Origin of the sequence: Nocardia sp. MDA0666 (genome assembly GCF_003023875.1) — a bacterium.
In the GTDB taxonomy this organism is placed as follows: Bacteria; Actinomycetota; Actinomycetes; order Mycobacteriales; family Mycobacteriaceae; genus Nocardia; species Nocardia aobensis.
This window is the reverse complement of the sequence record NZ_PYHT01000006.1, coordinates 62,209-85,010: the sequence shown is the minus strand read 5'-3', so window position 1 is coordinate 85,010 and position 22,802 is coordinate 62,209. Positions and strand designations below refer to the sequence as shown.

Below are 22,802 nucleotides of genomic sequence, written 5' to 3'. Positions count from 1 at the left end.
AGCGGTCGTTCCGGATGGTAGCTCGTCGAACTGCCTGGTAGCTTCCGTTTTGCTTACGTGCAACGTCGCGCATCGCATTCGATCTCTCACTCACCGAACGTCTTCTTCCTGTCGTCCGTGTGCCTCGGCCGTCCGGCACGAGGCGGAATCGTCATATCCGTCCACCGCCGATCGCGCGGGTCGTCGTCGACCCCGAAATCGGTGGTGACGCTGATGGAGCCGTCATGACACGCACCCTCGCGATGCCTGCGAATCGCGCACTCGAAATACCCCACGACGTCGTACGGAGTCGTGGCCTGCTGACGGGCTACTTCGCCGGCCTCGGCGTGGTGATGGCCGTCTGGGGAACTCGCATCCCCGCCGTCCAGGAATCCGCCGGACTCGGCACCGCCGGGCTGGCCGGGGTCCTGCTCGCCGCGGCGATCGGTATGGTCGCCGGCCTCCAGGTGGGTGGTCGCCTCGCCCGTCCCGCCGCGCGATTGCCCCGGCTGCTGACCGCCGGCGGACTCGGTCTGGCCCTCGGCCTCGCGTTGGTCGGCAGCTGCCGAATGCCGCTCGCGCTCGCCGCCGCGGCGCTGTGCTTCGGCGCCGCGCACGGTGTGCTGGACGTCGCGGCGAACGCCGCCGCGGTGCGCTGCCAGAACGCCTACGGCCGGCCCATCATGTCGGGCCTGCACGCGGCCTACAGCCTCGGCGCGCTGGGTGGGGCGGTGATCGCCGTTGTGGCCGCGGACATTTCGCACACCTACGTCTTCGGTGTCACCGCGGCGGCGGTCGTCGTCGCGACTATCGCGGTGGCGCCGGCTACCGGTTGTATCGGATCGCCGGTCGCGGACGCGGGGGTGGTGGTGGGGGAGCGTGCGCCCGGACTGTCCCGGTCGCGAATCTGGTTGCTGGGGGCACTGGCCGCCGCATGTCTGCTGGGGGAGGGCGCGGCCGCCGATTGGTCGGCGGTGCACCTGACCGGGCTGCACGCCTCGGCCGCGATCGGCGCCGCCGCCTACGCCGCCTACAGCGCCGCGATGGCGGGCGGACGTCTCGTCGGCGATCGGCTCACCACTCGCTTCGGGGCGCCGAAAGTCGTTCGGACGGGCGCGATTGCGGCCTCGGCCGGACTTCTCACCGGCGTGGCGGTGAACGATGTGCCGTTCGCGCTGGCCGGCTGGGCCGTCTTCGGTCTCGGCCTGGCCGTCACGATTCCTTCCCTGTTCAGCACGGCCGGGACGGGAGGTCCGCGCGCCGTCGCCGCCGTGGCCGTCGCCGGATATCTCGGACTCCTCGCGGGACCGGCCCTCATCGGTGCCGTGGCCACCGTCACGACCCTGCCCGTCGCCCTCGTGCTGCCCGCCCTGCTCGCCGCGGGCGTGGCCGCGCTGTCTCATCGAGCATTGGAGAACCAGTGGTAAGTCCTCTATCCCACTCGCCCGCCGACATCGACGCGGTCATCTTCGACTACAACGGTGTCATCGGTCTGCAGCCGACGACACCCATGTGGAGCGGCCTCGCCGAACTCGCCGGATGGCGCACCGACGACCTCACCCACTTCCAGACCACCTTCTGGAGTGCCCGTGAACCCTACGATTCCGGCGAGTTCGACGACACGGACTTCTGGACCGCGGTACTCGGCCGCCGACCCGAACCGGTGGTGCTCTCCCGGTTGCGCGCGGTCGACACCGCCCTGTGGACGCGGACCGACCACCGCGTCGTCACCCTCCTGCAGCAGGCGCGCCGGGCGGACCTGCCGATGGTGCTGCTGTCCAACGCGCCCCACCCGGTCGGCGACGCGCTCGACGCGTCCGCCTGGCGCGATCTGATGACCGATGCCCTCTACTCGGCCCGTCTCGGCATGAACAAACCGCATCCCGACACATACCGAAATGCCTTGGCCGCCACCGGGGTCCGCGATCCGAGCCGGGTGATGTTCATCGACGATCGCGCCGACAACTGCGAAGCGGCGGCACAACTCGGCCTGCAAACCCTCCACTACACGGGCTCACCCGCCGATATCGAAAAACACCTCGACTTCCGCGCCGGCCGCCTGACGGCCTCTAGCTCTTGACGCCGCCCGCGGTGAGGCCGGAGATGATGCGGCGCTGGAACAGCAGCACCATGATCACCAGCGGCACGGTGACGATGATGCCCGCCGCCATGATCGCCGCATAGGGCTGGACCAGCGGATCGTTACCGGAGAACCGCGCGATCGCGACGGTCACCGGCTCGGTCCGGTCCACCGAGAGCAGACTGGCCAGCAGGTACTCGTTCACCGCGGCGATGAACGCCAGGATCGCCGTGGTGAACACCGCGGGCGCGGCCAGCGGCAGCATCACCAGCCGGAAGGCCTGGAACCGGCTGGCGCCGTCGATGCGGGCCGCCTCCTCGAGCTCCCACGGCAGTTCGGCGAAGAACGAGGCGAGGACGTAGACCGTCATCGGCAGCACGAAGGAGATGTTCGGAATGATCATCGCCTGGTAGTGCCCGATCCAGCCGATGTTGGTGAACAGCTGGAACAGCGGCGTCACCAGGACGACCACCGGGAACATCGAGGCGCTCAGGATCAATCCGGCGACCAGCGTCTTACCGCGAAAAGCCATGCGCGCCAGCGCATAGGCGGCCATCATGCCGATCAGCAGTGCGATCACGGTGGTGGCCGCGCCGATGACGACGCTGTTGGTCAGTGCCCGCCCGAAGTCGTTGCCGCGGCTGGTGTCGAACGCGTTGCGGAAGTTCTCGAAGGTCACGTGGGTCGGCCACGGGGTGTTGTCGAAGGTGTAGTCCGGATCGCGGAAGGCGGTCACCGCCATCCAGTAGAACGGGGCCAGACCCCAGATCAGCACGATCAGCGCACCGACGTACACCCGGGCGGACCGCCACGGTTTGCGGCCGGAGGTAGCAGTGGTCATCAGTGTGCCTTCCGCTGTTCTTCCTGCGTCGCCACCGCGTTGGCGCCCAGTATCTTCACCAGCACGAACGCCACCGCGAAGATCATCAGGAAGGTGAGCACCGACAGCGCGGCCGCACTGTTGGAGCCCTGCCGCACCTGATCGACCACGAGGATCGAGATGGTCCGGGTCGCCGGGTTGCCCTGCATCATGATGGCCGGCAGGTCGTAGAGGCGCAGCGCGTCCATGGTCCGGAACAGCACCGCGACCAGCAGCGCCGGCTTCAGCAGCGGCAGCGTGATGTGGGTGAAGCGCTGCCAGGCCGAGGCCCCGTCGACCTTGGCCGCTTCGTACACGTCGTTCGGAATCACCTGTAGTCCGGCGAGGATGAGCAGGGCCATGAACGGGGTGGTCTTCCAGACGTCGGCGATGATCACCGCGAATCGCGACCACCACGGATCGGTCTGCCACAGGATGTGCGTGTGCAGGACTCGGTTGACCACGCCGTTGTACTGGAACATGAACTCCCACAACCGGGCCGTCACCGCGGTCGGGATCGCCCACGGGATCAGCACCGCGGCACGCAGCAGCGCCCGCCCGCGGAAGGTCTTGCCCATCACGGTCGCCATGCCGAGGCCGATCGTCGCCTCCAGCGTCACCGTGATCACCGTGAACAGCAGCGTGATGCCGATGGCCGCCCAGAACTGGGAACCCAGGTTGCCGGTGGGGCAGGCCTCGGTTCCGCCGCCGGGCAGGGTGCACTGCTGCAGCAGCCAGTGCGTGTAGTTGCTGAACCCGGCGCTGCCGCCCTCGACGAACATGCCGGTGGCGGGGTCGAGTCCGGCGTCCTTCTGGAACGACATCCACACCGCGCGCACCACCGGATAGCCGATGACGACCGCGAGCGCCACCAGCACCGGTGCGACGAACAACCACGCGCGGCCCGACCCCTGCGGGAGCCGTAAGCCCCGGGAGTTGTTGTCGCTCTTCGGTTTCGGGCTCACCGGCTGATCGTCGGGTGGCGCGAGATCGGTCGCACCCGAAGGACTCGACACGTTCAACTCTCCTACGGGGCAGACTGCGGACAGGGTCAGGAGCCGGCGGCTTCGATGCCCTTCTGCATGCCGATGATCGCGTCATCGACTGATTTCTTACCGGTCAACGCAGCATATGCGTTGTCCTGGATGGCCTTCGACACCGCCGGGTAGAAGGGGGTGACCGGACGCGGCACGGCGCTGGCGATCGAATCCTTCAGCGCGGGCAGGTACGGGAACTTCGCGATCAGCGCCGGATCGTCGTACATCGACGACCGGACCGACGGGAACGCGCCCTCGGCGACGATCCGCTGGGCGTCCTCGCTGATCAGGAAGCGCAGGAAGTCCAGCGCGGTGGCCTTGTGCTTGGAGTAGGCGCTGATGGCGGCGTTGTATCCACCGAGCGTGGAGGCGCCGATACCGTCCTTACCGGGCAGCGGGGAGACGCCGAAGTTGCCCTTCACGGCGGAGGAGTCGGCCTGGGCCACACCGTAGAAGTTCGGCCAGGTGCGCAGGAACAGCAGCTTGCCCGAGGCGAAGGCGTTCTGGCTCTCCGGCTCCTTGTAGGAGATGGCCTCCTTGGGGATGTCGCCGTTCTTGTAGGCGTCGGTGAGTACCTGCAGGCCGGCGCGCGACTGCGGGGAGTTCACGGTCGCGGTCTTGCCGTCCGGGCCGACGAACGAGCCGCCGTAGGCGTTGATCACCTCGGCCGCGTTCACGGTCAGACCTTCGTAGGGCGCGAACTGGCCTGCGTAGCAACCGATTCCGTGATCACGCGCGATATTGCAGTCGGCCAGCAGCTCCGGCCAGGTCTTCGGCGGGTTCGGGACCAGATCCTTGCGGTAGTACAGCAGGCCGCCGTTGGTGTTGCGCGGCGCGGCGTAGAGAGTGCCCTGGTAGGTCGCGCTGGCGACGGTCGGCGAGAGCAGCGTGGAGGTGTCGAGGGCGAAGGAGTCCTTCAGCGGCTGGATCCAGCCCTTGGCCGCGAATTCCGCGGTCCACGGCACGTCCAGCGCCATCACGTCGTAGTCGGACTGCTTGGCCCGCATGTGCTGGGCCAGATCGTCGTACTGCTGGGAGGCGTCGTTCGACTGCTCCTTGAACGTCACCTGCTCGTCCGGATGGGCGGCGTTCCACCGGTCGATGAGTTGCTTGACCGCACCCGTCTCGGTGGTGTCCTTACCCTCGACATAGGTGATCGGGCCGCGGCCGCCCAGGTTCTGGCCGGTCGGGTTGCTGCCGTCGCCGCTCGAACAGGCGCTCGTCAACCCGGCGGTCAGCAGCGCCACCGAGGCGGTGGCCAGTGCGGCGCGGGACACGAGGGACGAGCGTCGTGACGCGGCGCGCGCGCGAACCTTGCGCGCCTTGTTCGAGGACGCCTTGTTCAAAGCCATCGATACTCCAGGGTCGTAACGAACACAGGTGCCATGCGTGAGCGCCCGCACACTGCGCCGGTTGCACAAGGCAAGATACATTGTTCGGCTGCCGGATGGGACTCGGCGTCCGCGCCCGCCCTCCGTGGTTACGCGAGCTGCCGCCTCCGGACGGGTGCTACCGCCGTATGGGATTCGGCGTCCGCGCCCGCCCTGACCGTGTGGCGATGTCGGTGGGTTCTCGTATCCTGGCGCTCGATGTCGACCCAGATGCCTCAGGACAAGTTGCTCACCCGGATCGGTGGGCTGTTGCGTCAGGCCGAGTCGACCGACAACGAGCACGAGGCCGAGGCGTTCATGGCGGCCGCCCAGCGCCTGGCGACCCGTTCGTCGATCGACCTGGCGGTGGCGCGCGCCCATATCGCCGGTCGCGAACGCCGCCCGACGCCGATGCAGAAGGTCGTCGCGATCGGTGAGGCGGGCAAGAAGGGGCTGCGCACGTATGTGCAGCTGTTCGTCGCGATCGCCGCGGCCAACGACGTGCGCTGCGATGTGACCCGCACATCCACGCAGGTCTACGCCTACGGCTTCGATACCGATATCGCGACATGCGAGGCGCTGTACACGAGCCTGCTGGTGCAGATGGTCCGCGCGTCCGACCACTACATCAAATCCGGCGCCTACAGATCGGCGACTGTGGAGAAGATCGTGGTGGAGACGCGCTGGGGTCGCAAGGTGCAGCGTCGCATTCAGGCCCCGGTCGCAGCCGTGACGGCTCGGCTGAATTTCCAGATGGCGTTCGCCGACCGGATCGGCCGCCGGCTCGCACAGGTGAAGGCGGATGTGGAGGCCGAGGCGGTGGGCGCGGATACGGCCGCCGCCGAATCCGCGGGTACCGCCCTGGCGCTGCGCAACAAGGACCTCGAACTGACCGATTTCTACTCCCGCACCTCCGAAGCCCGCGGTACCTGGCGCGGGCCACAGGAATCCACCGGGTACTCACCTGCCGCGCGCCGGGCGGGCGACCGCGCCGGTCGCACCGCGCGCCTGGGCCTGTCGCCCGAACTGCCCTCGGCGCGCGGCACTCTGGAAGCTCCCGGCGCATGAGGGGAGCATGAGCCGCACGCGAGCGGCGCGGCAATTCGAACCGCACGGGAACCGCTTGCCGATACGGTCCGGCACGGAAGCCGGCCGTCGGACGAGGACCTCCACTCGAGCGTGCGATCGGCTGCCCCGGCCCGGGCCCCGTAGTCCGCGCTCGGTACGTGTGCGGAATCGGGTACGCCGCGTGAACGGGCTCGAATGCTGCGGGAAAGCGCTGTGACGCGGCGCGATTCGCAGCGTATCCGGGTCTACGATGCCGAGGGCCTGGTGCGGCGGATGTTCGAACGAGCCGACGAGTTCGGGGCTCGCACGGTCGAGTTGCACGGTTCGCAGCTCACGCTGCCGATCGAGCGGAAGTTCGCTTCGGTCGAGTCGGTCCAGAGTTATGTGGACCGGGTGCTGGCCTTGAATTGGGTACGCGCGCAGTGGGTTCGAGCGGACACGCCGCTGGCCGTGCGGGCCCGTGCGGGCACCGCGGCGGCGCATTACGAGACCGGCCGCGCCGTGCTGGCCGTCCCGTTGCATACCGGCGGAACCGCTTGGGCCCTGCGTGAATTGGTCATCCTGCACGAACTCGCCCACCACCTCGAGCCGCCCGGGGCCGACCTCGCCCCGCACGGCCCCGAGTTCTGCACCCGCTATCTCGAGCTGGTCGACGGTGTCATCGGCCCCGAAGCCGCCCTCCTCCTGCGCGCCACCCTGCACGATTGCGGCGCCCGGGTCGGCTGAGCCGGGTGCATGTCCAGCCCTACTGCCCGGGTGCCTCCGCCCGCACCGTCGGGTCGATGAGGCCGAAGATCTCGCCCTGGGGAGCCTGGACGACGGCCGAGCGGCCGAACGGGGTGTCGTCCGGGCCCATCAGTACCGTTGCACCGAGTTCGGTTGCGCGAGAAATCTTTTCGTCCGTCCCGGCGACCTGGAACCAGGTGAGCCAGTAGGGCGGGTTGTCGCCGGGTGCGTTGCTCGCGTCCATCACGCCGCCGGCGACGTCCGCCCCGGGCGGGGAGAAGGTCGAATAGACGAAGTTCTCGCCGTCGCCGATTTCGTCGAAGGTCCAGCCGAAGACGCGGCGGTAGAACTCCTGGGCGGTGGCGTAGTCGCCGGTGTGCAGTTCGTTCCAGCAATAGGAGCCGGGTTCGTTGTAGATACCGGCGCCGGTGTGGGCCTTGGCCTGCCAGACGCCGAAGATCCCGCCGGTGGGATCGGAGGCCACGCACATGCGGCCCACGTCCATGACATCGAAGGGCGGGACGAAGACGGTTCCCCCGGCCGCGCCGATGGCCTCGGCGACCGCGTCGACGTCGTCGGCGGCGAGGTAGGTGGTCCACACCGAGGGCATCGGTGCCTCGCCCATCTTGGGTCCGATTCCGGCTGCCGGTTTACCGCCCAGCATCGCCATCAGATATCCCCCGGCCTCGGGCGGGCTGTCCATGATCTCCCAGCCCAGCAAACCAGAGTAGAAGTCGCGGGCGGCCCGCGGATCGTCGACCGAACAGTCGACCCAGCAGGGCGTACCCTGCGGCCACGCAGAATCACGAGTGGGCATTGCGGAACTCCTATCGTGTGTTCGAGCACGTGAGAACTGCCGATGGCACACAATCAGCTAATCACAGACCGGCGGGTGGGAAAACCCTCTTCCCGGCTCTGCCGAGGCTCGAGACGCGGCGATCAGTCCAGCAGTCGCAGCACCCGCTCCAACCGGCTCCGCCACCACGCGGTGCGCTCCGGATCGGGGTGGCGGAAGCGTTCCAGCAGAGCGGGATCCGGGGCCGGCGGGGTGCGCGGAACGCTCAGATATCCGTCGACCGGGCGCAGCGAATCCGCCACCACATCGCCGGCGAACAGGTTCACGGTGCCCAGCCCGCAGGCGTGGTCGAGTTCCGGCAGCGCACCGGCCAGCGCGAGCTGCGCCGACAGTCCGACGCTCGTCTCCAGGGCCGAGGAGATGACGCACGGCAGCCCCGCGGCCTGCGCCACCCGCAGCGCCCGCCGCACCCCGCCGAGCGGCGTGCATTTCAGCACGGCGATATCGGCCGCTCCCGCCACCGCGACCCGCAGCGGATCCTCGGCGCGCCGGATGGATTCGTCCGCGGCGATGGGAATGTCGATCCGCCGCCGGACCGCCGCCAGTTCCTCGATCGTCCGGCACGGTTGCTCGGCGTACTCCAAACCCTCTGCGGCACGGTCGATCTGCCGCAGGTTCGCAACCGCCGTATCCACGTCCCAGACCGCGTTGGCGTCGACCCGGACGGCGCCGTCGCGGCCCAGCGCATCGCGCACGGCCGCCACCCGCTCGATATCCTCGGCGAGCGATTCGGGATGATCGGCGATCTTGACTTTCGCGGTGCGGCAACCGGATTCGGCGACGATGGAATACGCGCGCTCGGGCCCGACCGCGGGGACCGTGCAGTTGACCGGAATACGATCCCGGACCGGTTCCGGCCACCCGGCCTCGATCTGCTCGACGGTGGTGGCCAGCCAGTTCGCGGCCTCCCGATCCTCGTACTCGACGAACGGGCAGAACTCACCCCAGCCGCGCGGGCCTTCCAGCAGCATTCCTTCGCGGACGGTGATGCCGCGGAAGCGAGTCCGCAGCGGAATCGCGTACACCAGCGCCGACGCCGGATCCAGATCGCTCACCCGAGCCAGCCTAATCATGCGAAACGGCGACGGACCGGTTGTGCTTGCGAGCGCGGCCGGAGGGAGCTTCCATGAGTAGCCATGGAGTTCTGGCCGGAACGCCCACCGCTGCGACGCGGCGATGCCGTGCTCAGCGCCGTGGTCTATCTGGCCGGTTGTGGTGTGGCGTGGGTGATCTGGCGTTACGGCCTGCCGTACCGCGATATGGCGCAGCAGCGCACTCGTCCGGGGCGCAGTCATCTGCCGCCGGCCTACGCCGCGGTTCTCCTGGCCTTGGTGAGTGCGCTGCTGACGGCCGGGCGGTGGACCCTGCGGGCATTGCGGGAACGCCGCCCGGCCTGGCGTTATGCGTTGCTCACCCTGCCGCTGCTCGCCGAGGCGTGGCTCCTCGGTTTCGCGGTGGCGCTGGTCGTGGTGTCGGTCTGAGGATCACAGCCGCTCGTAGATGGTCGCGTTCGCCAAACCGCCTGCCTCGCACATGGTTTGCAGCCCGAAGCGGGCGCCGCGTTCGTGCAGCGCGTGGACCAGCGTGGTCGCCAGCCGCGCACCGGAGGCGCCGAGCGGATGCCCCAGCGCGATCGCGCCGCCGTTGACGTTCACCCGGGACAGATCGGCACCGGTATCGGCCGCCCAGGCCAGGACCACCGAGGCGAAGGCCTCGTTGACCTCGAACAGATCGATATCGGCGAGCGACAGGCCGGAGCGCTGCAACACCTTTCGGGTCGCCGGGATCACCGCGGTGAGCATCAGCAGCGGATCGTCGCCCGCCACCGCGAAACTGTGCAGCCGGGCCAGCGGCCGCAGGCCCAGTTGCGCGGCCTTCTCGCTGGTCATGATCAATACCGCGGCGCTGCCGTCGTTGATCTGACTCGCATTGGCGGCGGTCACGTTCCAGCCGATCTCGGGGAACCGGGCGGCATAGGCCTCGCTGTAGTAGGCCGGCCGCAGCCCGGCCAGGGTCTCCAGGGTGCTGCCGACCCGGATGCCCTCGTCGGTGCTCAACCCGGCCAGCGGCGCGAGTTGTGCCTCGAAGGATCCGTTCTTCGTCGCGGCGGCGGCCTTCTCGTGACTGGCGAGTGCGAACTCGTCCATGGCGGTGCGCGAGATGTTCCAGCGCGCCGCGATCAGTTCCGCGCTGATCCCCTGCGGTACCAGCTCGTCCGGATACCGTTCGGCGAAGGCCACGCCGTTGATGTCGGTCGCGCCGGCCACGCTCGACCCCATCGGCACCCGGCTCATCGACTCCAGACCGCCGGCGACGACGATGTCGTAGGCCCCGGCCAGTACGCCTTGTGCGGCGAAGTGGATGGCCTGCTGGCTGCTGCCGCACTGCCGGTCGACCGTGGTGGCCGGAACGGACTCCGGGTAGCCGGCCGCGAGCGCGGCGCGGCGGGTGATGTTGACCGACTGCTCGCCGATCTGGGTGACCACGCCGCCGATGACATCGTCGATCAGCACCGGATCGATCCCGCTGCGCCGCACGACCTCGCGCAGGCTGTGGGCGAACAGGTCGACCGGATGCTGATCGTGCAGCGCTCCGGTGGCTTTGCCCTTCCCGATCGGGGTGCGTACGGCCTCGACGATCACTGCGTCTCTCATGGCGATTCCTCCGGTATCGCGCCGTTGCGACAATCTGACTTAGTCGCCCTAAAGTCAGCCTAGGAGCTGACCTTAGTTATGACAAGTCAGAGTTGGTATGATCGTCGTCATGCCCGTGAAACTGGAAGGACCCCTGCGTGACCTGAATTCGTGGAAGCCGGACGGCTGTTCCATCGTGAAGGCTCTCGACATCGTCGGCGCGCGCTCGGCGATGCTGATTCTGCGCGAATCCATCTACGGGACGACCCGCTTCGACGGTTTCGCGGCGCGGGTGGGTATCACCGACGCCGCCGCGGCCGCCGCACTGCGCAAACTCACCGACGCCGGGCTGCTGCGCAAACAGCCGTATCGCGAGGAGGGTAAGCGCACCCGCAACGAGTACGTGCTCACCGAGATGGGCCGGGACCTGCTCCCGGCGATCTTCGCGTTGTGGCAGTGGGGGGACAAATATCTGCAGGGCGGGGTGCCGCCGCTCGAGCGGGTCGAGGACACCACCGGCGAACCGGTGCGGGTGGAATTGCGCGGCGCCGGAGGCGACGAAATCGGACTGGAGGACATCCGGATCCGGGTGAACAAGGATTGGCGCCGGCCACGCGGCTGAACGCGAACTGCCCCCGAATACCGAAAGTATTCGGGGGCAGTCGGTTTCGATGACTAGGTCAGTCGCCGACCGTCGGCCGGGTCGAAGAAGTAGGTGTGCTCCGCATCGGTGGTGAGTGTCAGCTTGTCGCCCTTCTGCGGCGGATTGCGCCAGTCGGCGCGGGCGACGATGGTCTGATCTCCGCCGGCCTCGCCCAGGGTGCGGCCGTAGATGTAGGCGTCGGAGCCCAGCTCCTCGACCACGTCGATCTCCATGGCGATCCCCTCGGAACCACCGGCCAGATCGAAGTGCTCCGGGCGGATACCGACCACCACGGTCTCGCCCGCGGCATCGGCCACCGCGCGCGGCAGCGCGATCGAATGTCCGCCGAGGGTGACCGAACCGTCCGACACCGGCAGCGTGAACAGGTTCATCGCCGGTGAACCCATGAAGCCCGCGACGAACAGATTCGCCGGATCCCGATACAGATCCCGCGGCGAGGCGCACTGCTGCAACAGCCCGTCCTTGAGCACCGCCACCCGGTCGCCCATGGTCATCGCCTCGACCTGGTCGTGGGTGACGTAGACGGTGGTGGTGCCGAGCCGGCGCTGCAACTGGGCGATCTGCGTGCGGGTCTGCACGCGCAGTTTCGCGTCCAGATTCGACAGCGGTTCGTCCATCAGGAACACCTGCGGCTGGCGCACGATCGCACGGCCCATCGCGACACGCTGCCGCTGACCGCCGGACAGCGCCTTGGGTTTGCGGTCCAGGAAGTCCTGTAGGTCGAGCAGTTTCGCCGCCTCCAGCACGCGCTGGTTGCGCTCGGCCTTGCCGACCTTGGCCATCTTCAGCGCGAAGCCCATGTTCTCGGCGACCGTCATATGCGGGTAGAGCGCGTAGTTCTGGAACACCATCGCGATATCGCGCTGTTTGGGTTCGGCGTCGGTGACGTCCCGGTCGCCGATCAGGATGCGGCCGTCGTCGACCTCCTCGAGTCCGGCCAGCATGCGCAGCGAGGTGGATTTGCCGCATCCGGACGGTCCGACCAGTACCAGGAATTCGCCGTCGGCGATCTCGAGATTCAACTTGTCGACAGCGGGTTTGGTGCCACCCGGGTAGAGCCGGGTGGCGTGGTCGAAGGTGACCGTGGCCATGGTAAATCAATCCCTTCACCGGCAGGAACGTGCCGGACGATCCGAGTAGAGGGGTCGGTGCGCGCCCCACAGTAACCCAGCGCCCCGCACGGGGTGCAGCGGGCGAGTAGCCTCGTCAAGGGCCGCTGACCGGCCGCGAGAGCAGCTCACGAGACGAAGGAGCATCGGATGACTCGACCGGTTCGCATCGGAGTTCAGCTACAGCCGCAACATGCTCCCGATTACGGGTTGATCCGGGATGCGGTGCGCCGGGCCGAGGATGCGGGCGTCGACATCGTGTTCAACTGGGATCACTTCTATCCGCTCACCGGCGATCCCGACGGCGCGCATTTCGAATGCTGGACCATGCTCGGTGCGATCGCCGAGCAGACCGAACGAGTCGAACTCGGCGCACTGGTGACAGGCGGCGGATATCGCAATCCCGATCTGCTCGCCGATATGGCCCGCACCGTCGATCACATCTCCGGCGGCAGGCTGATCCTCGGCATCGGCGCCGGCTGGTTCCAGAAGGACTACGACGAGTACGGCTACGAATTCGGCACGCCCGGAACACGTCTGGCGTTGCTGAAGGAATACCTCGCGCGCATCGACGCCCGGTTGCCGAAGCTGAATCCGCAACCGACGCGCCACATTCCGATTCTGATCGGTGGCGGTGGTGAGCGAAAGACCTTGCGACTGGTGGCCGAATACGCCGACATCTGGCACAGCTTCGCCGATATCGAAGCGCTGGAACGCAAATCGAAGATCCTGGCCGAACACTGCGCAGAGGTCGGCACCGACGCGAACCGGATCGAGCGGTCGGTGTCCTGGCCCGGCGCCGAACAGGCCGAGCGGCTGGTGGGCGCGGGGGCGACGCTGTTCACCGTGGGCGCCGGCGGACCCGACTACGACCTGAGCGTGGTCGAGCAGGCCGTCGCATGGCGGGACAACTTCAATCCGGAGTCGGTGGCCGGTATCGCCTGATCGAACACCGTCTGATCGAATCAGCGGGATTCGATTTCCGCCGGGCGATGTGGCAGGGGCGGCGGCCCGTGGACCCGCGTCGCCGCCCTCGGCGCGCCGCCGGCCCCGCTAGGGTTCTCGGCTATGGCCCGTTTGCCCGTCTCGCGCCCGCGTGCGCTGATCGCGCTGATGGCGGCGATGATGCTGCTGTTCGCCGTCGCCTGCAGTTCCGACGGCGGCAGCTCGTCGCAGGCCTCGAACCTGTGCGCACCGCCCGGGCCCTCGGCCGCCTCCCCCGCGCCGACGAAACTGGCGAGCGGTGCGACGGCCGGCACCGATCGCTACACCACCGCGACCACCGCGCCGCTGAGTTCGATCGATATCACCAAGCTCGGTTTGTCCCAGCCCGGTGTGCTGAGCGTGGGTACGCTGTCGGACGCGCCGCCGAGTATCTGCGTGAATCCGTCGGGGACCTTCACCGGATTCGACAACGAACTGCTGAAGGCGATCGCCGCGAAGCTCGGATTGCGGGTGCAGTTCTCCGGCACCGAATTCGCCTCGCTGCTCTCGTTGGTCGCCACCGGCCGGTTCGACGTGGGGTCGTCGAGCATCACCACCACCGATGCGCGGCGGCAGCAGGTCGGTTTCACCAACGGCTACGACTTCGGTTACTTCTCGCTCGTGGTGCCCAACGGCAGTGCGATCCAGGGGTTCTCGGATCTGAAACCGGGCGTGCGGATCGGCGTGGTGCAGGGCACCGTGCAGGACGAATACGTCAGCGGCACCTTGCATCTGGACGCGGTGAAATTCCCCGACTACAACACCGCCTACGCGAATCTGAAGACCGGGCAGATCGATGCCTGGGTCGCGCCGTCCCAGCAGGCCACCGGTGCGATCAAACCGGGTGATCCCACCTCGATCGTGCAGAACACCTTCAGCCTGGACAATTTCACCGCATGGGCGGTCCGCAAGAACAATCAGCCGCTGATCGACGCACTCAATTCCGGCCTCGACGCCGTGATCGCGGACGGGACCTACGCCAAGCTCTACTCCGATTGGGTGCCGCGCCCGCTGCCGCCGGGCTGGAAACCGGGCTCCAAATCCGCGCCGATGCCGCAACTTCCGGACTTCGAGAAGATCGCGGCCGAACATCAGCACAGCGGTCAGCAGAACGCACCGAAATCGACGCTGACGCAATTGAAGGAAACGTTCTTCGACTGGTCGTTGTACCGCAAGGCATTTCCTGATCTGTTCAAGACCGGTTTGCCGAATACGCTGATTCTGGCGCTGGTTTCGGGAGTGCTGGGCACGCTGATCGGCATTCTGCTGGCGGTGGCCGGTATTTCGCGCACTCGCTGGTTGCGGTGGCCCGCGCGGGTCTACACCGACATCTTCCGCGGTTTGCCCGCGGTGGTGATCATCCTGTTGATCGGCCTGGGCATCGGCCCGATCGTCAAGGGGATCACCGGGAACAATCCGTACTGGCTGGGCGCGGTGGCGCTGGCGCTGCTGGCCTCGGCCTATATCGGCGAGATCTTCCGCTCGGGTATCCAATCGGTGGAGCCGGGGCAGTTGGAGGCCGCGCGTGCGATCGGATTCGGCTATCGGCAGTCCATGACGCTGGTGGTGATTCCGCAGGGTGTGCGGCGGGTGCTGCCGGCGCTGATGAACCAGTTCATCGCGCTGATCAAGGATTCCTCGCTGATCTACTTCCTCGGCCTGCTCGCCTCCCAGCGGGAACTGTTCGCCGTCGGCCGCGACCTGAATTCCCAGACCGGAAATCTGTCGCCGCTGGTCGCGGCGGGCCTGGTCTATCTGCTGCTCACCATCCCGCTCACCCACCTGGTGAACTACATCGACCGCCGATTGCGCACCGGCCGCGCCGAAGCCGCCGCCGACGAAATCGACCAGGCAGTCATCACGGAAGGACGCGGAGCGTGAGCGACCAGAATGCCAACGGCGTGAGCGACCAGAATGCCAACGGCGTGAGCGACCGGAAGAGCGCCGGCGTGGGCACCAGTTCCTCGCTGACCGGGGTGGATCTGTATCTGACCCTCGGCAACAACCAGGTGCTGCGCGGCGTCGACATCCACGTCGAGGCCGGTCACACCACCACGGTCATCGGCCCGTCCGGTTCGGGAAAATCAACCCTGCTGCGGGTGTTGAACCGTCTGCACGAACCCGATTCCGGCGATGTGCTGATCGACGGGGTGTCGGTGCTGGGCGAGAATCCGGATCGGCTGCGGCAGCGCATCGGGATGGTCTTTCAGCATTTCAATTTGTTCCCGCACAAGACGGTGGCGGAGAACGTGGCCCTCGGACCGCGGAAATTGCGCGGCCTGAGCAAGGAAGCGGCGCGGGCGCTGGCATTGGAGCAACTCGAGGCGGTCGGATTGGCGGCGCGCGCCGATACCCGCCCGGCGAATCTGTCCGGTGGTCAGCAGCAGCGCGTCGCCATCGCCCGCGCGCTGGCGATGAAGCCGGAATTGATGCTGTTCGACGAGGCGACCTCGGCCCTGGACCCGGAGTTGGTCAAGGGTGTGCTCTCGCTGATGGCGGATCTGGCTTCCGGCGGTATGACGATGATCGTGGTGACCCACGAAATGGGTTTCGCCCGTTCCGTTTCCGACAGCGTGGTGTTCATGGACCAGGGCAAGGTGGTGGAGTCGGGGTCACCGGACCGCCTCTTCGACGATCCGGAAACCCCACGCCTGCAACAGTTTCTGTCCCAGATCCTCTAACTGCCCGAACTGCTGCCGCTGAACGGCATATTGGCGAACTGCGCGAAACTGCCCTGCGCTCCGCTGTAGACGTTGAGGTCGGTATTGCCCGCGATACCGGGCACACTGCCGGAATCGGTGGTCTGCCAGAAGGTCCACGCCGGCCAGCCGCCGGGCACCTCGGGCTGGGCGTTACCGCGGTAATCGGCGATCCACAGCGGATATTGGTGGAACTGGTCGGAATCGGCCATCGCCGTCTGCCAGAACCGTGGGTAGGTGTAGATGATCGGCACGCGGCCGGTCAACGCCTGCACCGTGGTCAGATAGCGATGAGTCCAGTCGATCAGCGCCGCCGGGGGCAATCCGCCGGAATTCTCCATATCGAGAACCGGCGGCAGATCCAGCGGGCCGTTCTGGCCGAGGACGACCGCGGCGTAGAGGGCGGCCTGCGGTTCCGGCGGCATATCCGGATGAGCGTAGTGATAGGTGCCGCGCGCGACCCCGGCCGCGCGCATGAGCAGGCTGTCGGGGACGAAATAGGGATTGACGTAGTTCAGCCCCTCGGTGGCCTTCACCATGGCGAAGTTGTGCCCGGAGGCGCGGACCGCGAACCAATCGATCAGACGGCCGTCGATGTGCTGCCAGGACGACACATCCGGCCCGGTGGGTCCGGCGGAGGCGATACCGGTTGCCGAGAATATGCCGGCAACGGCGAGCAGCGGCAGGGCTGCGGTGAAGCGACGGACTTTCGGACGAGCCACGGTGCGTCGATACATGGCTACGAGAGTAGGCAGCCGAGGCGCTTGTGACCAGTGTTTACGTGTGACTCATCCGAGCCAGTCGAGGACCGCGGCCGCCGTCCAGGACTGCTGCATGCTCCCCAGCGGGTCCCCGGTGAACGGGTCGTAGTACTCCGCGAAGCTGCCGTCGCCCGCCTGCCGCAAACCTTCCGCACGCAGCATGAAGGACCGCTCGGCCCAGCCGCGGCGGGCGAAGACCCAGGAGAACAGCCAGCTCATCACCGGCCAGACCGGTCCGCGCCAGTATTCGCGCGGGCGGAAATCCTTCGACACCGGCGAGGTCGAGGGCGGCAGTGCGTAGCGCAGATCGGGGTGTCCGCAGAAGCGCGGACCTTCGAACAGTCGCAGCAGGCTGCGTTCGGTGGCGCGCGGCAGTCCCCCGCACAGCAGCGGTGCGAACATGGCCAGCGTCTCGGTACCGATCCACTCGTCGGCGCGCAGGTCGAAGTCGCGCGCGGCGCCGGAGCGCGGGTCGGCGGTGGCGATCACGCCGGCGCGGAAATAGTCGGCCCACTCGTAGAGCTCGCGCACGTCGGCGTGCGGCATGCGGTAGTCCTCCCCGATTCCCGCCAGCACCTCGCAGGCCAGCGCGAAGACGGCGGTGACGAAGACATCCTCCACAGCGAAGCTCATCGTCGAGGCGAGTTGAAAATCGTCGTATCCACAACGACGCATTTGTTCCACAAGCCACAGGTAGCGGTCGTATTCGCGATCGGAGGGACGCTGCGCCGGGTCGACCACGTCGATATCGGCCCGCCGATACGGCGGCAGGTCGCCGACCACCACGTTGGCGTAGGCGCGATCCCACCGCGGCGAATTGTCCATTCCGGATTCCCAGCCGTGATACAGGGTGATCCGGCCGTGCTGTTTGGGGTCGCGGGCATGGGCCAGCCAGCGATGCCACCGCATCAGATCGACCCAGCGCCGATCCAGGAATTCCGCGGCGACCGCCCGGGTGGTGCGGCCGTGGCGCCGGGAATGGTCGAGGATGCGCTGAACCGCGATCGCGTGCACCGGCGGCTGGGTGATGCCCGATGTATCGGGACCGGCGGGGGCGTTCGTGGCCAGCCGGCGACACTCCCACCGGCTCGGTCCCGGGAAATAGCCGTCCACCCCGTTGGCGAACACAATGTGCGGGATCATCCCGTTGCGCCACTGCGCCGACAGCAGGGTGTCGAGTTCGACCACGGCGCGCTCCACGCTCAGCGGCGCCAGGCCGACCGCGACGAAGGCGGCGTCCCAGCTCCACATATGGGGGTAGAGCTTCGGGGCCGCGCTGGTCATGGTCCCCAGATCGTTGCCGCGGAGCAGGTAGGAGGCCCGGGCAGCCAGTTGGGTGGGGGTGAAGCCGGGACCGTTCATTTCCCTATTCTGCGACGTCACCTTCAGATATGCGCGCCGCCCCGGCGTCGCGTGCCGCACACCGGCCGCTGCTGGGGCATGGTCCGGCCCGGTCACCGGTTCGGCAGTGTCCACCCTCATCGCCTCGTTCTTCGTCATGCGCGGTGTTCGTCCCCGCCCGCCGCTGTGAGCCGGTTGTTCGAATCCGGATTACACCCATCGGCCGGGGCTCGCCACCGATGGACGACAGATGTCCGCTCGCGGCGGTGCAATTGTCCGGGACGTCCCTCCCCGGTGCGTAGCGTCGCGACGGTCCGGTGCGTAGCGCCGCGACGGTGCCGTGCGTAGCAAGCGCCGCCCCGGCCGGGGCGGTCGGGGTCTACGGTGAGCACATGGCCGCAACTTCGGAATCCACTGCCGCGCAGGATGTACCGACCGCCTTGATCACCGGCGCCAGCCGGGGCCTGGGGGCCGCGATCGCGCGGGAGCTGGCGGGAACGCACCGGCTGCTGCTGGGCGCGCGCTCGGCGGAATCGCTGGCGCCGATCCGGACGGAACTTCCCGATGCCGAGCCGTGGCCGGTCGATCTGACCGATTACGCCGCACTGCCCGCCGCCACGGCGCCGATCGACCGCCTGGACGTACTGGTGCACAACGCGGGTGTCGCCGAACTGGGATCGATCGCCGAATCCTCGGTCGAGCAGTGGCGAAACACCTTGGAAGCCAATCTGATCGCCGTCGCCGAGCTGACCCGGCTGCTACTTCCCGCGCTGCGCGCCGCGAGCGGCCATGTGGTGCTGATCAATTCGGGCGCCGGCCTGCGCGCCAACCCGGGCTGGGGAGTGTACGCGGCGAGCAAGTTCGGACTGCGCGCCTTCGGTGACGCGCTGCGGCTGGAGGAACCGAGCCTGCGCGTCACCTCCGTCCACCCGGGGCGCATCGACACCGAAATGCAGCGCGCGATCGTCGCCTCCGAGGAGCGGGATTACAACCCGGACGAATTTCTCACCGCGGCGACCGTCGCCCGTGCCGTCCGCAATGCCGTCGAGACGCCTCGCGACGCGCACCCGACCGAGATCGTGCTGCGGCCGATCGCCCGCTGAATCGGCTGGAGGCCGACGCGCCGCAACGACCGACGTCTCATGCGACGACGTTCACCAGCTTGCCGGGCACGACGATGACCTTGCGCGGGGTCTTGCCGGCGAGGAATTCCAGCAGCTTCTCGTCGGCGAGCGCCGCCGTCTCCACCGTCTTCGCATCGGCATCCGCCGGTACGCTGACCCGGCTGCGGACCTTGCCGTTGACCTGGATCGGATATTCGACCGAATCCTCCACCAGCAGTGCGGGATCCGCGATCGGGAAGGGGCCGTGCGCCAGCGCCGTGCTGTGTCCCAGGCGTTCCCACAGTTCCTCGGCGATATGCGGGGCCATCGGGGCCAGCATCAGCACCAGCGGTTCCACCACGGTGCGCGGGGCGCCCTGCGGGTACTGCTTGGTCAGATGGTTGGTCAGCTCGATCAGCTTCGCGCCGGCGGTGTTGTCGCGCAGGGCGGCGTAGTCGGCGTCGACGCCGTCGATCGTCTTGTGCAGCAGGCGAAGTGTGGCATCGGCCGGCTCGGCGTCGGTGACCCGCGCGGCCCCGGACTCCTCGTCGACCACCAGGCGCCACACCCGCTGCAGGAAGCGGTGCGCGCCGACGACGTCCTTGGTCGCCCAGGGACGTGAGGTGTCCAGCGGGCCCATCGACATCTCGTACAGCCGGAAGGTGTCCGCGCCGTACAGATCGCACATCTCGTCGGGGGAGATGGCGTTCTTCAGCGATTTGCCGATCTTGCCGTACTCCTGGAAGACCTCGATCTCCACACCGGAGGTGTTCGTCCAGAAGAACTTGCCGTCCCGCTCCACCACCTCGGCGGCCGGAATGTAGGTTCCGCGCTCGTCGGTGTAGGCGAAGGCCTGGATGTAGCCCTGGTTGAACAGCCGCCGATACGGTTCCGGACCCGACACCTCGCCCAGGTCGAACAGCACCTTCTGCCAGAACCGTGCGTACAGCAGATGCAGCACCGCGTGTTCCACGCCGCCGACGTACAGATCGACGCCGCCGGGGTCGTTCGCACCGTGTTCGGCCGGGCGCGGGCCGAGCCAGTAGCGCTCGTTCTCCGGCGCGCAGATCGCCTCCGAGTTGGTCGGGTCGGTGTAGCGCAGCTGGTACCAGGAGCTACCGGCCCACTGCGGCATCACGTTGGTGTCGCGGCGGTAGGTCTTCGGCCCGTCGCCCAGATCCAGTTCGACGGTCACCCAATCGGTGGCCTTGGCCAGCGGTGGCGACGGTTCGGAATCGGCGTCATCGGGATCGAAGGTGACCGGCGCGAAGTCGCGCACCTCCGGAAGTTCCACCGGCAGCATCGATTCCGGCAGCGGATGGGCGGCACCCTGCTCGTCGTAGACGATCGGGAACGGCTCGCCCCAGTAGCGCTGGCGGGCGAACAGCCAGTCGCGCAGCTTGTACTGGATGGTGCCCTTGCCGTGGCCGTCGCGTTCCAGGCGTTCGACGACGGTGGCCTTGGCGGTCTCGACGTCCAGCCCGTTCAGGTAGTCGGAGTTCACCAGCAGGCCGTCACCCGAGTACGCCGACTCCGAGATATCGCCTCCGGCAATCACTTCCACGATCGGCAGGCCGAACGCCCGCGCGAACTCCCAGTCGCGCTGGTCGTGGCCGGGCACCGCCATGATCGCACCGGTGCCGTAGCCCGAGAGCACATAGTCGGCGATGAAGATCGGCAGCTGCGCGCCGTTGACCGGGTTGGTGGCGTAGGCGCCCAGGAAGACGCCGGTCTTCTCCTTGTTCTCCTGCCGCTCCAGATCGGATTTGGCGGCGATCGACTTGCGGTAGGCCGCAATGGCTTCGGCAGGGGAGGGCGCGTCGAAGGTCCACCGGGTGTCGACGTCCGCGGGCCACTGCGCGGCGGCCAGCCGGTCCACCAGTTCGTGCTCGGGAGCCAGCACCACATAGCTCGCCCCGAACAGCGTGTCGGGCCGGGTCGTGAAGACCTCGATGTTCTCCCCGTTCGCGCCGAACGAGACCTCGGCACCCCGGGAACGCCCGATCCAGTTGCGCTGCATGGCCTTCACGTTGTCCGGCCAGTCCAGCAGGTCCAGGTCGTCGACCAGGCGGTCGGAGTAGGCGGTGATGCGCATCATCCACTGCCGCAGGCGTTTCCGGAACACCGGGAAGTTGCCGCGCTCGCTGCGACCGTCGGCGGTGACCTCTTCGTTGGCCAGCACGGTGCCCAGTCCCGGGCACCAGTTGACCATCGAATCCGATTGGTAGACCAGGCGATACGAGTCCAGGATCTCGCCCTGTTGGGCGGCGGACAACTCGGCCCACGCGCGACCGTCGGGGGTGGGCCGCTCGCCGGCGGCGAATGCGGCCACCAGATCCGCGATCGGGCGGGCCTTGTTCGCCGAGGCGTCGTACCAGGCGTTGTAGATGCGCAGGAAGATCCACTGCGTCCACTTGTAGAACTCGGGGTCGGTGGTGGCGAACGAACGGCGCCGGTCGTGCCCCAGGCCCAGCCGGTCCAGCTGGCGCTGCATGGTGGCGATATTGGATTCGGTGGTCACCCGGGGATGCGCGCCGGTCTGCACCGCGTACTGCTCGGCGGGCAGGCCGAAGGCGTCGTACCCCAGCGCGTGCAGAACATTGCGACCGTGCATGCGGTGGTAGCGCGCGAACACGTCGGTGGCGATATAGCCCAGCGGATGGCCGACGTGCAGGCCCGCACCCGACGGATACGGGAACATGTCCTGGATGAACAGCTTGTCGGCCGGGGTCGCGCCGGCCAGCGGGCCGACCGGATTCGGCGCGTGGAAGGTGCCGCGCTCCGCCCACACCCGCTGCCACTTGCTCTCCAGGGCGCCGGCCAGTTCGGCGTTGTAGCGGTGTGCGGGCACATCGGTTCCGGGAAGCGTGGGCAGGCTGCTTTCGGGCCCGTCACCCCGGCCGGTCGATGCGCCGGCTGTATCGGTTGCACGAGTGTCCTGCACGGTCCTGCCTTCTTGTCGCCGAGTTCCCCTGGTGAACGTCTGTGGACAACGTCGTCACTCAGGGTAGAGCCTGCGCACGTCAGCACCCAAAAAGGGGTGAGCGGGGCGTTCGTGGCGGCGGCGAGCCCCGCGGGCGCCACGTTTTGATACCGGAGTACCGTATTCCGGGTGTTCGTGGTCGCGCTCCTCCTGTTTCTGCTTGCGGCCGTGGCCGTGGTCACGGGCGTGCTCGGGCTGACCGGCACCCTGCCGCCCAATCGGTTCTTCGGTGTCCACACCGAAGAGGCCCTGCGCACCGAAGAGGCGTATCGCGTGGCCAACCGCGTCGCCGGGCCCACCTCGGTCGGTGCGGGTCTGCTGCTCGCCGCCGCCGGTGCCATCGCGCTGGTCGCGACCGTATGGGTGGGCTTGGCCGCCGCCGCGGTAGCGCTGGTCGTGGCGCTGTTCACCCTGGGCGCCGGCGTGAACGCGGCGAACGAGGCCATCGCGGGCCTCGCCCCGGCCGAGACCGGCGGCTGCGGTAGCTCCTGCGGCGCGTGCTCACTGCGCGACGCCTGTCAGCCCGCCAAGTGATCCGCCCGCCGTCCGG

Annotated in this window: 21 protein-coding genes; 11 read left to right on the top strand and 10 right to left on the bottom strand. The window is 67.9% G+C overall.

What is annotated here, in order from left to right:
• Positions 1-224: 224 nt before the first annotated feature.
• Together C8258_RS11985 and C8258_RS11980 are read left to right on the top strand one after the other, a co-directional pair.
• Positions 225-1,406, top strand: a complete 1,182-nt coding sequence (locus C8258_RS11985; RefSeq protein WP_199195679.1) for an MFS transporter — start codon at positions 225-227, stop codon at positions 1,404-1,406.
• Entirely contained in the window at positions 1,400-2,059 is a 660-nt protein-coding gene (locus tag C8258_RS11980) for an HAD family phosphatase (RefSeq protein WP_233225029.1), read from the top strand. Before C8258_RS11985 ends, C8258_RS11980 begins: the two co-directional genes overlap by 7 nt.
• On the opposite strand, the gene C8258_RS11975 is transcribed toward C8258_RS11980, so the two are convergent.
• From C8258_RS11975 to C8258_RS11965, 3 genes are all read right to left on the bottom strand, one after another.
• Positions 2,049-2,900 carry a carbohydrate ABC transporter permease gene (locus C8258_RS11975; protein WP_036507022.1) on the bottom strand — a complete coding sequence of 284 codons (852 nt, stop codon included), beginning with the start codon at positions 2,898-2,900 and terminating at the stop codon, positions 2,049-2,051. The two genes, C8258_RS11980 and C8258_RS11975, sit on opposite strands and share 11 nt — an antisense overlap.
• Positions 2,900-3,883: a carbohydrate ABC transporter permease gene (locus tag C8258_RS11970; protein WP_106955364.1), complete on the bottom strand. Its 984-nt coding sequence runs from the start codon at positions 3,881-3,883 to the stop codon at positions 2,900-2,902. Before C8258_RS11970 ends, C8258_RS11975 begins: the two co-directional genes overlap by 1 nt.
• A gap of 86 nt (positions 3,884-3,969) precedes the next feature.
• Positions 3,970-5,232, bottom strand: coding sequence for an ABC transporter substrate-binding protein (locus C8258_RS11965; RefSeq protein ID WP_369974745.1), 1,263 nt, complete (start codon positions 5,230-5,232; stop codon positions 3,970-3,972).
• Positions 5,233-5,556: 324 nt separating this feature from the next.
• Between C8258_RS11965 and C8258_RS11960 the strand changes: the two genes are divergently transcribed.
• A complete protein-coding gene (locus tag C8258_RS11960) occupies positions 5,557-6,393 on the top strand; it encodes a DUF2786 domain-containing protein (protein WP_106955363.1) in 837 nt (278 codons plus the stop codon).
• A 213-nt stretch (positions 6,394-6,606) separates the two neighbouring features.
• Positions 6,607-7,119 carry a TIGR04338 family metallohydrolase gene (locus C8258_RS11955; RefSeq protein ID WP_199195677.1) on the top strand — a complete coding sequence of 171 codons (513 nt, stop codon included), beginning with the start codon at positions 6,607-6,609 and terminating at the stop codon, positions 7,117-7,119.
• Positions 7,120-7,138: 19 nt separating this feature from the next.
• On the opposite strand, the gene C8258_RS11950 is transcribed toward C8258_RS11955, so the two are convergent.
• Both C8258_RS11950 and C8258_RS11945 read right to left on the bottom strand, forming a co-directional pair.
• On the bottom strand, positions 7,139-7,936 hold the full coding sequence (locus C8258_RS11950) for a VOC family protein (protein ID WP_106955255.1): 798 nt from the start codon (positions 7,934-7,936) through the stop codon (positions 7,139-7,141).
• Positions 7,937-8,058: 122 nt separating this feature from the next.
• On the bottom strand, positions 8,059-9,048 hold the full coding sequence (locus C8258_RS11945; RefSeq protein WP_106955254.1) for an o-succinylbenzoate synthase: 990 nt from the start codon (positions 9,046-9,048) through the stop codon (positions 8,059-8,061).
• 63 nt (positions 9,049-9,111) lie between these two features.
• Here C8258_RS11945 and C8258_RS11940 point away from each other — a divergent pair, with 63 nt between their 5' ends.
• Positions 9,112-9,456, top strand: a complete 345-nt coding sequence (locus tag C8258_RS11940; RefSeq protein ID WP_106955253.1) for a hypothetical protein — start codon at positions 9,112-9,114, stop codon at positions 9,454-9,456.
• 3 nt (positions 9,457-9,459) lie between these two features.
• Here the strand turns inward: C8258_RS11940 and C8258_RS11935 are convergent, their stop codons facing one another.
• Positions 9,460-10,629, bottom strand: a complete 1,170-nt coding sequence (locus C8258_RS11935) for a thiolase family protein (RefSeq protein WP_106955252.1) — start codon at positions 10,627-10,629, stop codon at positions 9,460-9,462.
• Between the two features lie 109 nt (positions 10,630-10,738).
• Between C8258_RS11935 and C8258_RS11930 the strand changes: the two genes are divergently transcribed.
• Positions 10,739-11,230, top strand: a complete 492-nt coding sequence (locus C8258_RS11930; protein WP_233225027.1) for a helix-turn-helix domain-containing protein — start codon at positions 10,739-10,741, stop codon at positions 11,228-11,230.
• A 53-nt stretch (positions 11,231-11,283) separates the two neighbouring features.
• Here C8258_RS11930 and C8258_RS11925 read toward each other — a convergent pair whose 3' ends face one another.
• The gene (locus tag C8258_RS11925) at positions 11,284-12,363 is read right to left on the bottom strand and encodes an ABC transporter ATP-binding protein (RefSeq protein WP_063013253.1); all 1,080 of its coding nucleotides are present in this window, start codon (positions 12,361-12,363) and stop codon (positions 11,284-11,286) included.
• 168 nt (positions 12,364-12,531) lie between these two features.
• Between C8258_RS11925 and C8258_RS11920 the strand changes: the two genes are divergently transcribed.
• The 3 genes from C8258_RS11920 to C8258_RS11910 all read left to right on the top strand — a co-directional run bounded on the left by C8258_RS11920 (position 12,532) and on the right by C8258_RS11910 (position 16,046).
• Entirely contained in the window at positions 12,532-13,326 is a 795-nt protein-coding gene (locus tag C8258_RS11920) for an LLM class F420-dependent oxidoreductase (protein WP_106955250.1), read from the top strand.
• Positions 13,327-13,449: 123 nt separating this feature from the next.
• Complete coding sequence (locus C8258_RS11915; protein WP_106955249.1) at positions 13,450-15,246, top strand: ABC transporter substrate-binding protein/permease; 1,797 nt, start codon at positions 13,450-13,452, stop codon at positions 15,244-15,246.
• A gap of 68 nt (positions 15,247-15,314) precedes the next feature.
• Complete coding sequence (locus C8258_RS11910) at positions 15,315-16,046, top strand: amino acid ABC transporter ATP-binding protein (RefSeq protein WP_106955362.1); 732 nt, start codon at positions 15,315-15,317, stop codon at positions 16,044-16,046.
• Here the strand turns inward: C8258_RS11910 and C8258_RS11905 are convergent.
• Both C8258_RS11905 and C8258_RS11900 read right to left on the bottom strand, forming a co-directional pair.
• A complete protein-coding gene (locus C8258_RS11905; RefSeq protein WP_106955248.1) occupies positions 16,043-16,801 on the bottom strand; it encodes a glycoside hydrolase family 25 protein in 759 nt (252 codons plus the stop codon). The genes C8258_RS11910 and C8258_RS11905 overlap by 4 nt on opposite strands.
• A gap of 51 nt (positions 16,802-16,852) precedes the next feature.
• Positions 16,853-18,187 (bottom strand): glycogen debranching protein, encoded by a 1,335-nt coding sequence (locus C8258_RS11900; protein ID WP_036507112.1) that lies wholly within the window; start codon positions 18,185-18,187, stop codon positions 16,853-16,855.
• Between the two features lie 371 nt (positions 18,188-18,558).
• On the opposite strand from C8258_RS11900, the gene C8258_RS11895 reads away from it, so the two are divergent.
• Positions 18,559-19,269 (top strand): SDR family oxidoreductase, encoded by a 711-nt coding sequence (locus C8258_RS11895; protein WP_106955247.1) that lies wholly within the window; start codon positions 18,559-18,561, stop codon positions 19,267-19,269.
• A 37-nt stretch (positions 19,270-19,306) separates the two neighbouring features.
• On the opposite strand, the gene leuS is transcribed toward C8258_RS11895, so the two are convergent.
• A complete protein-coding gene (gene leuS, locus C8258_RS11890) occupies positions 19,307-22,144 on the bottom strand; it encodes a leucine--tRNA ligase (protein WP_106955361.1) in 2,838 nt (945 codons plus the stop codon).
• A 237-nt stretch (positions 22,145-22,381) separates the two neighbouring features.
• Here leuS and C8258_RS11885 point away from each other — a divergent pair, with 237 nt between their 5' ends.
• A complete protein-coding gene (locus tag C8258_RS11885; protein WP_106955246.1) occupies positions 22,382-22,786 on the top strand; it encodes an SdpI family protein in 405 nt (134 codons plus the stop codon).
• Positions 22,787-22,802: the final 16 nt, after the last annotated feature.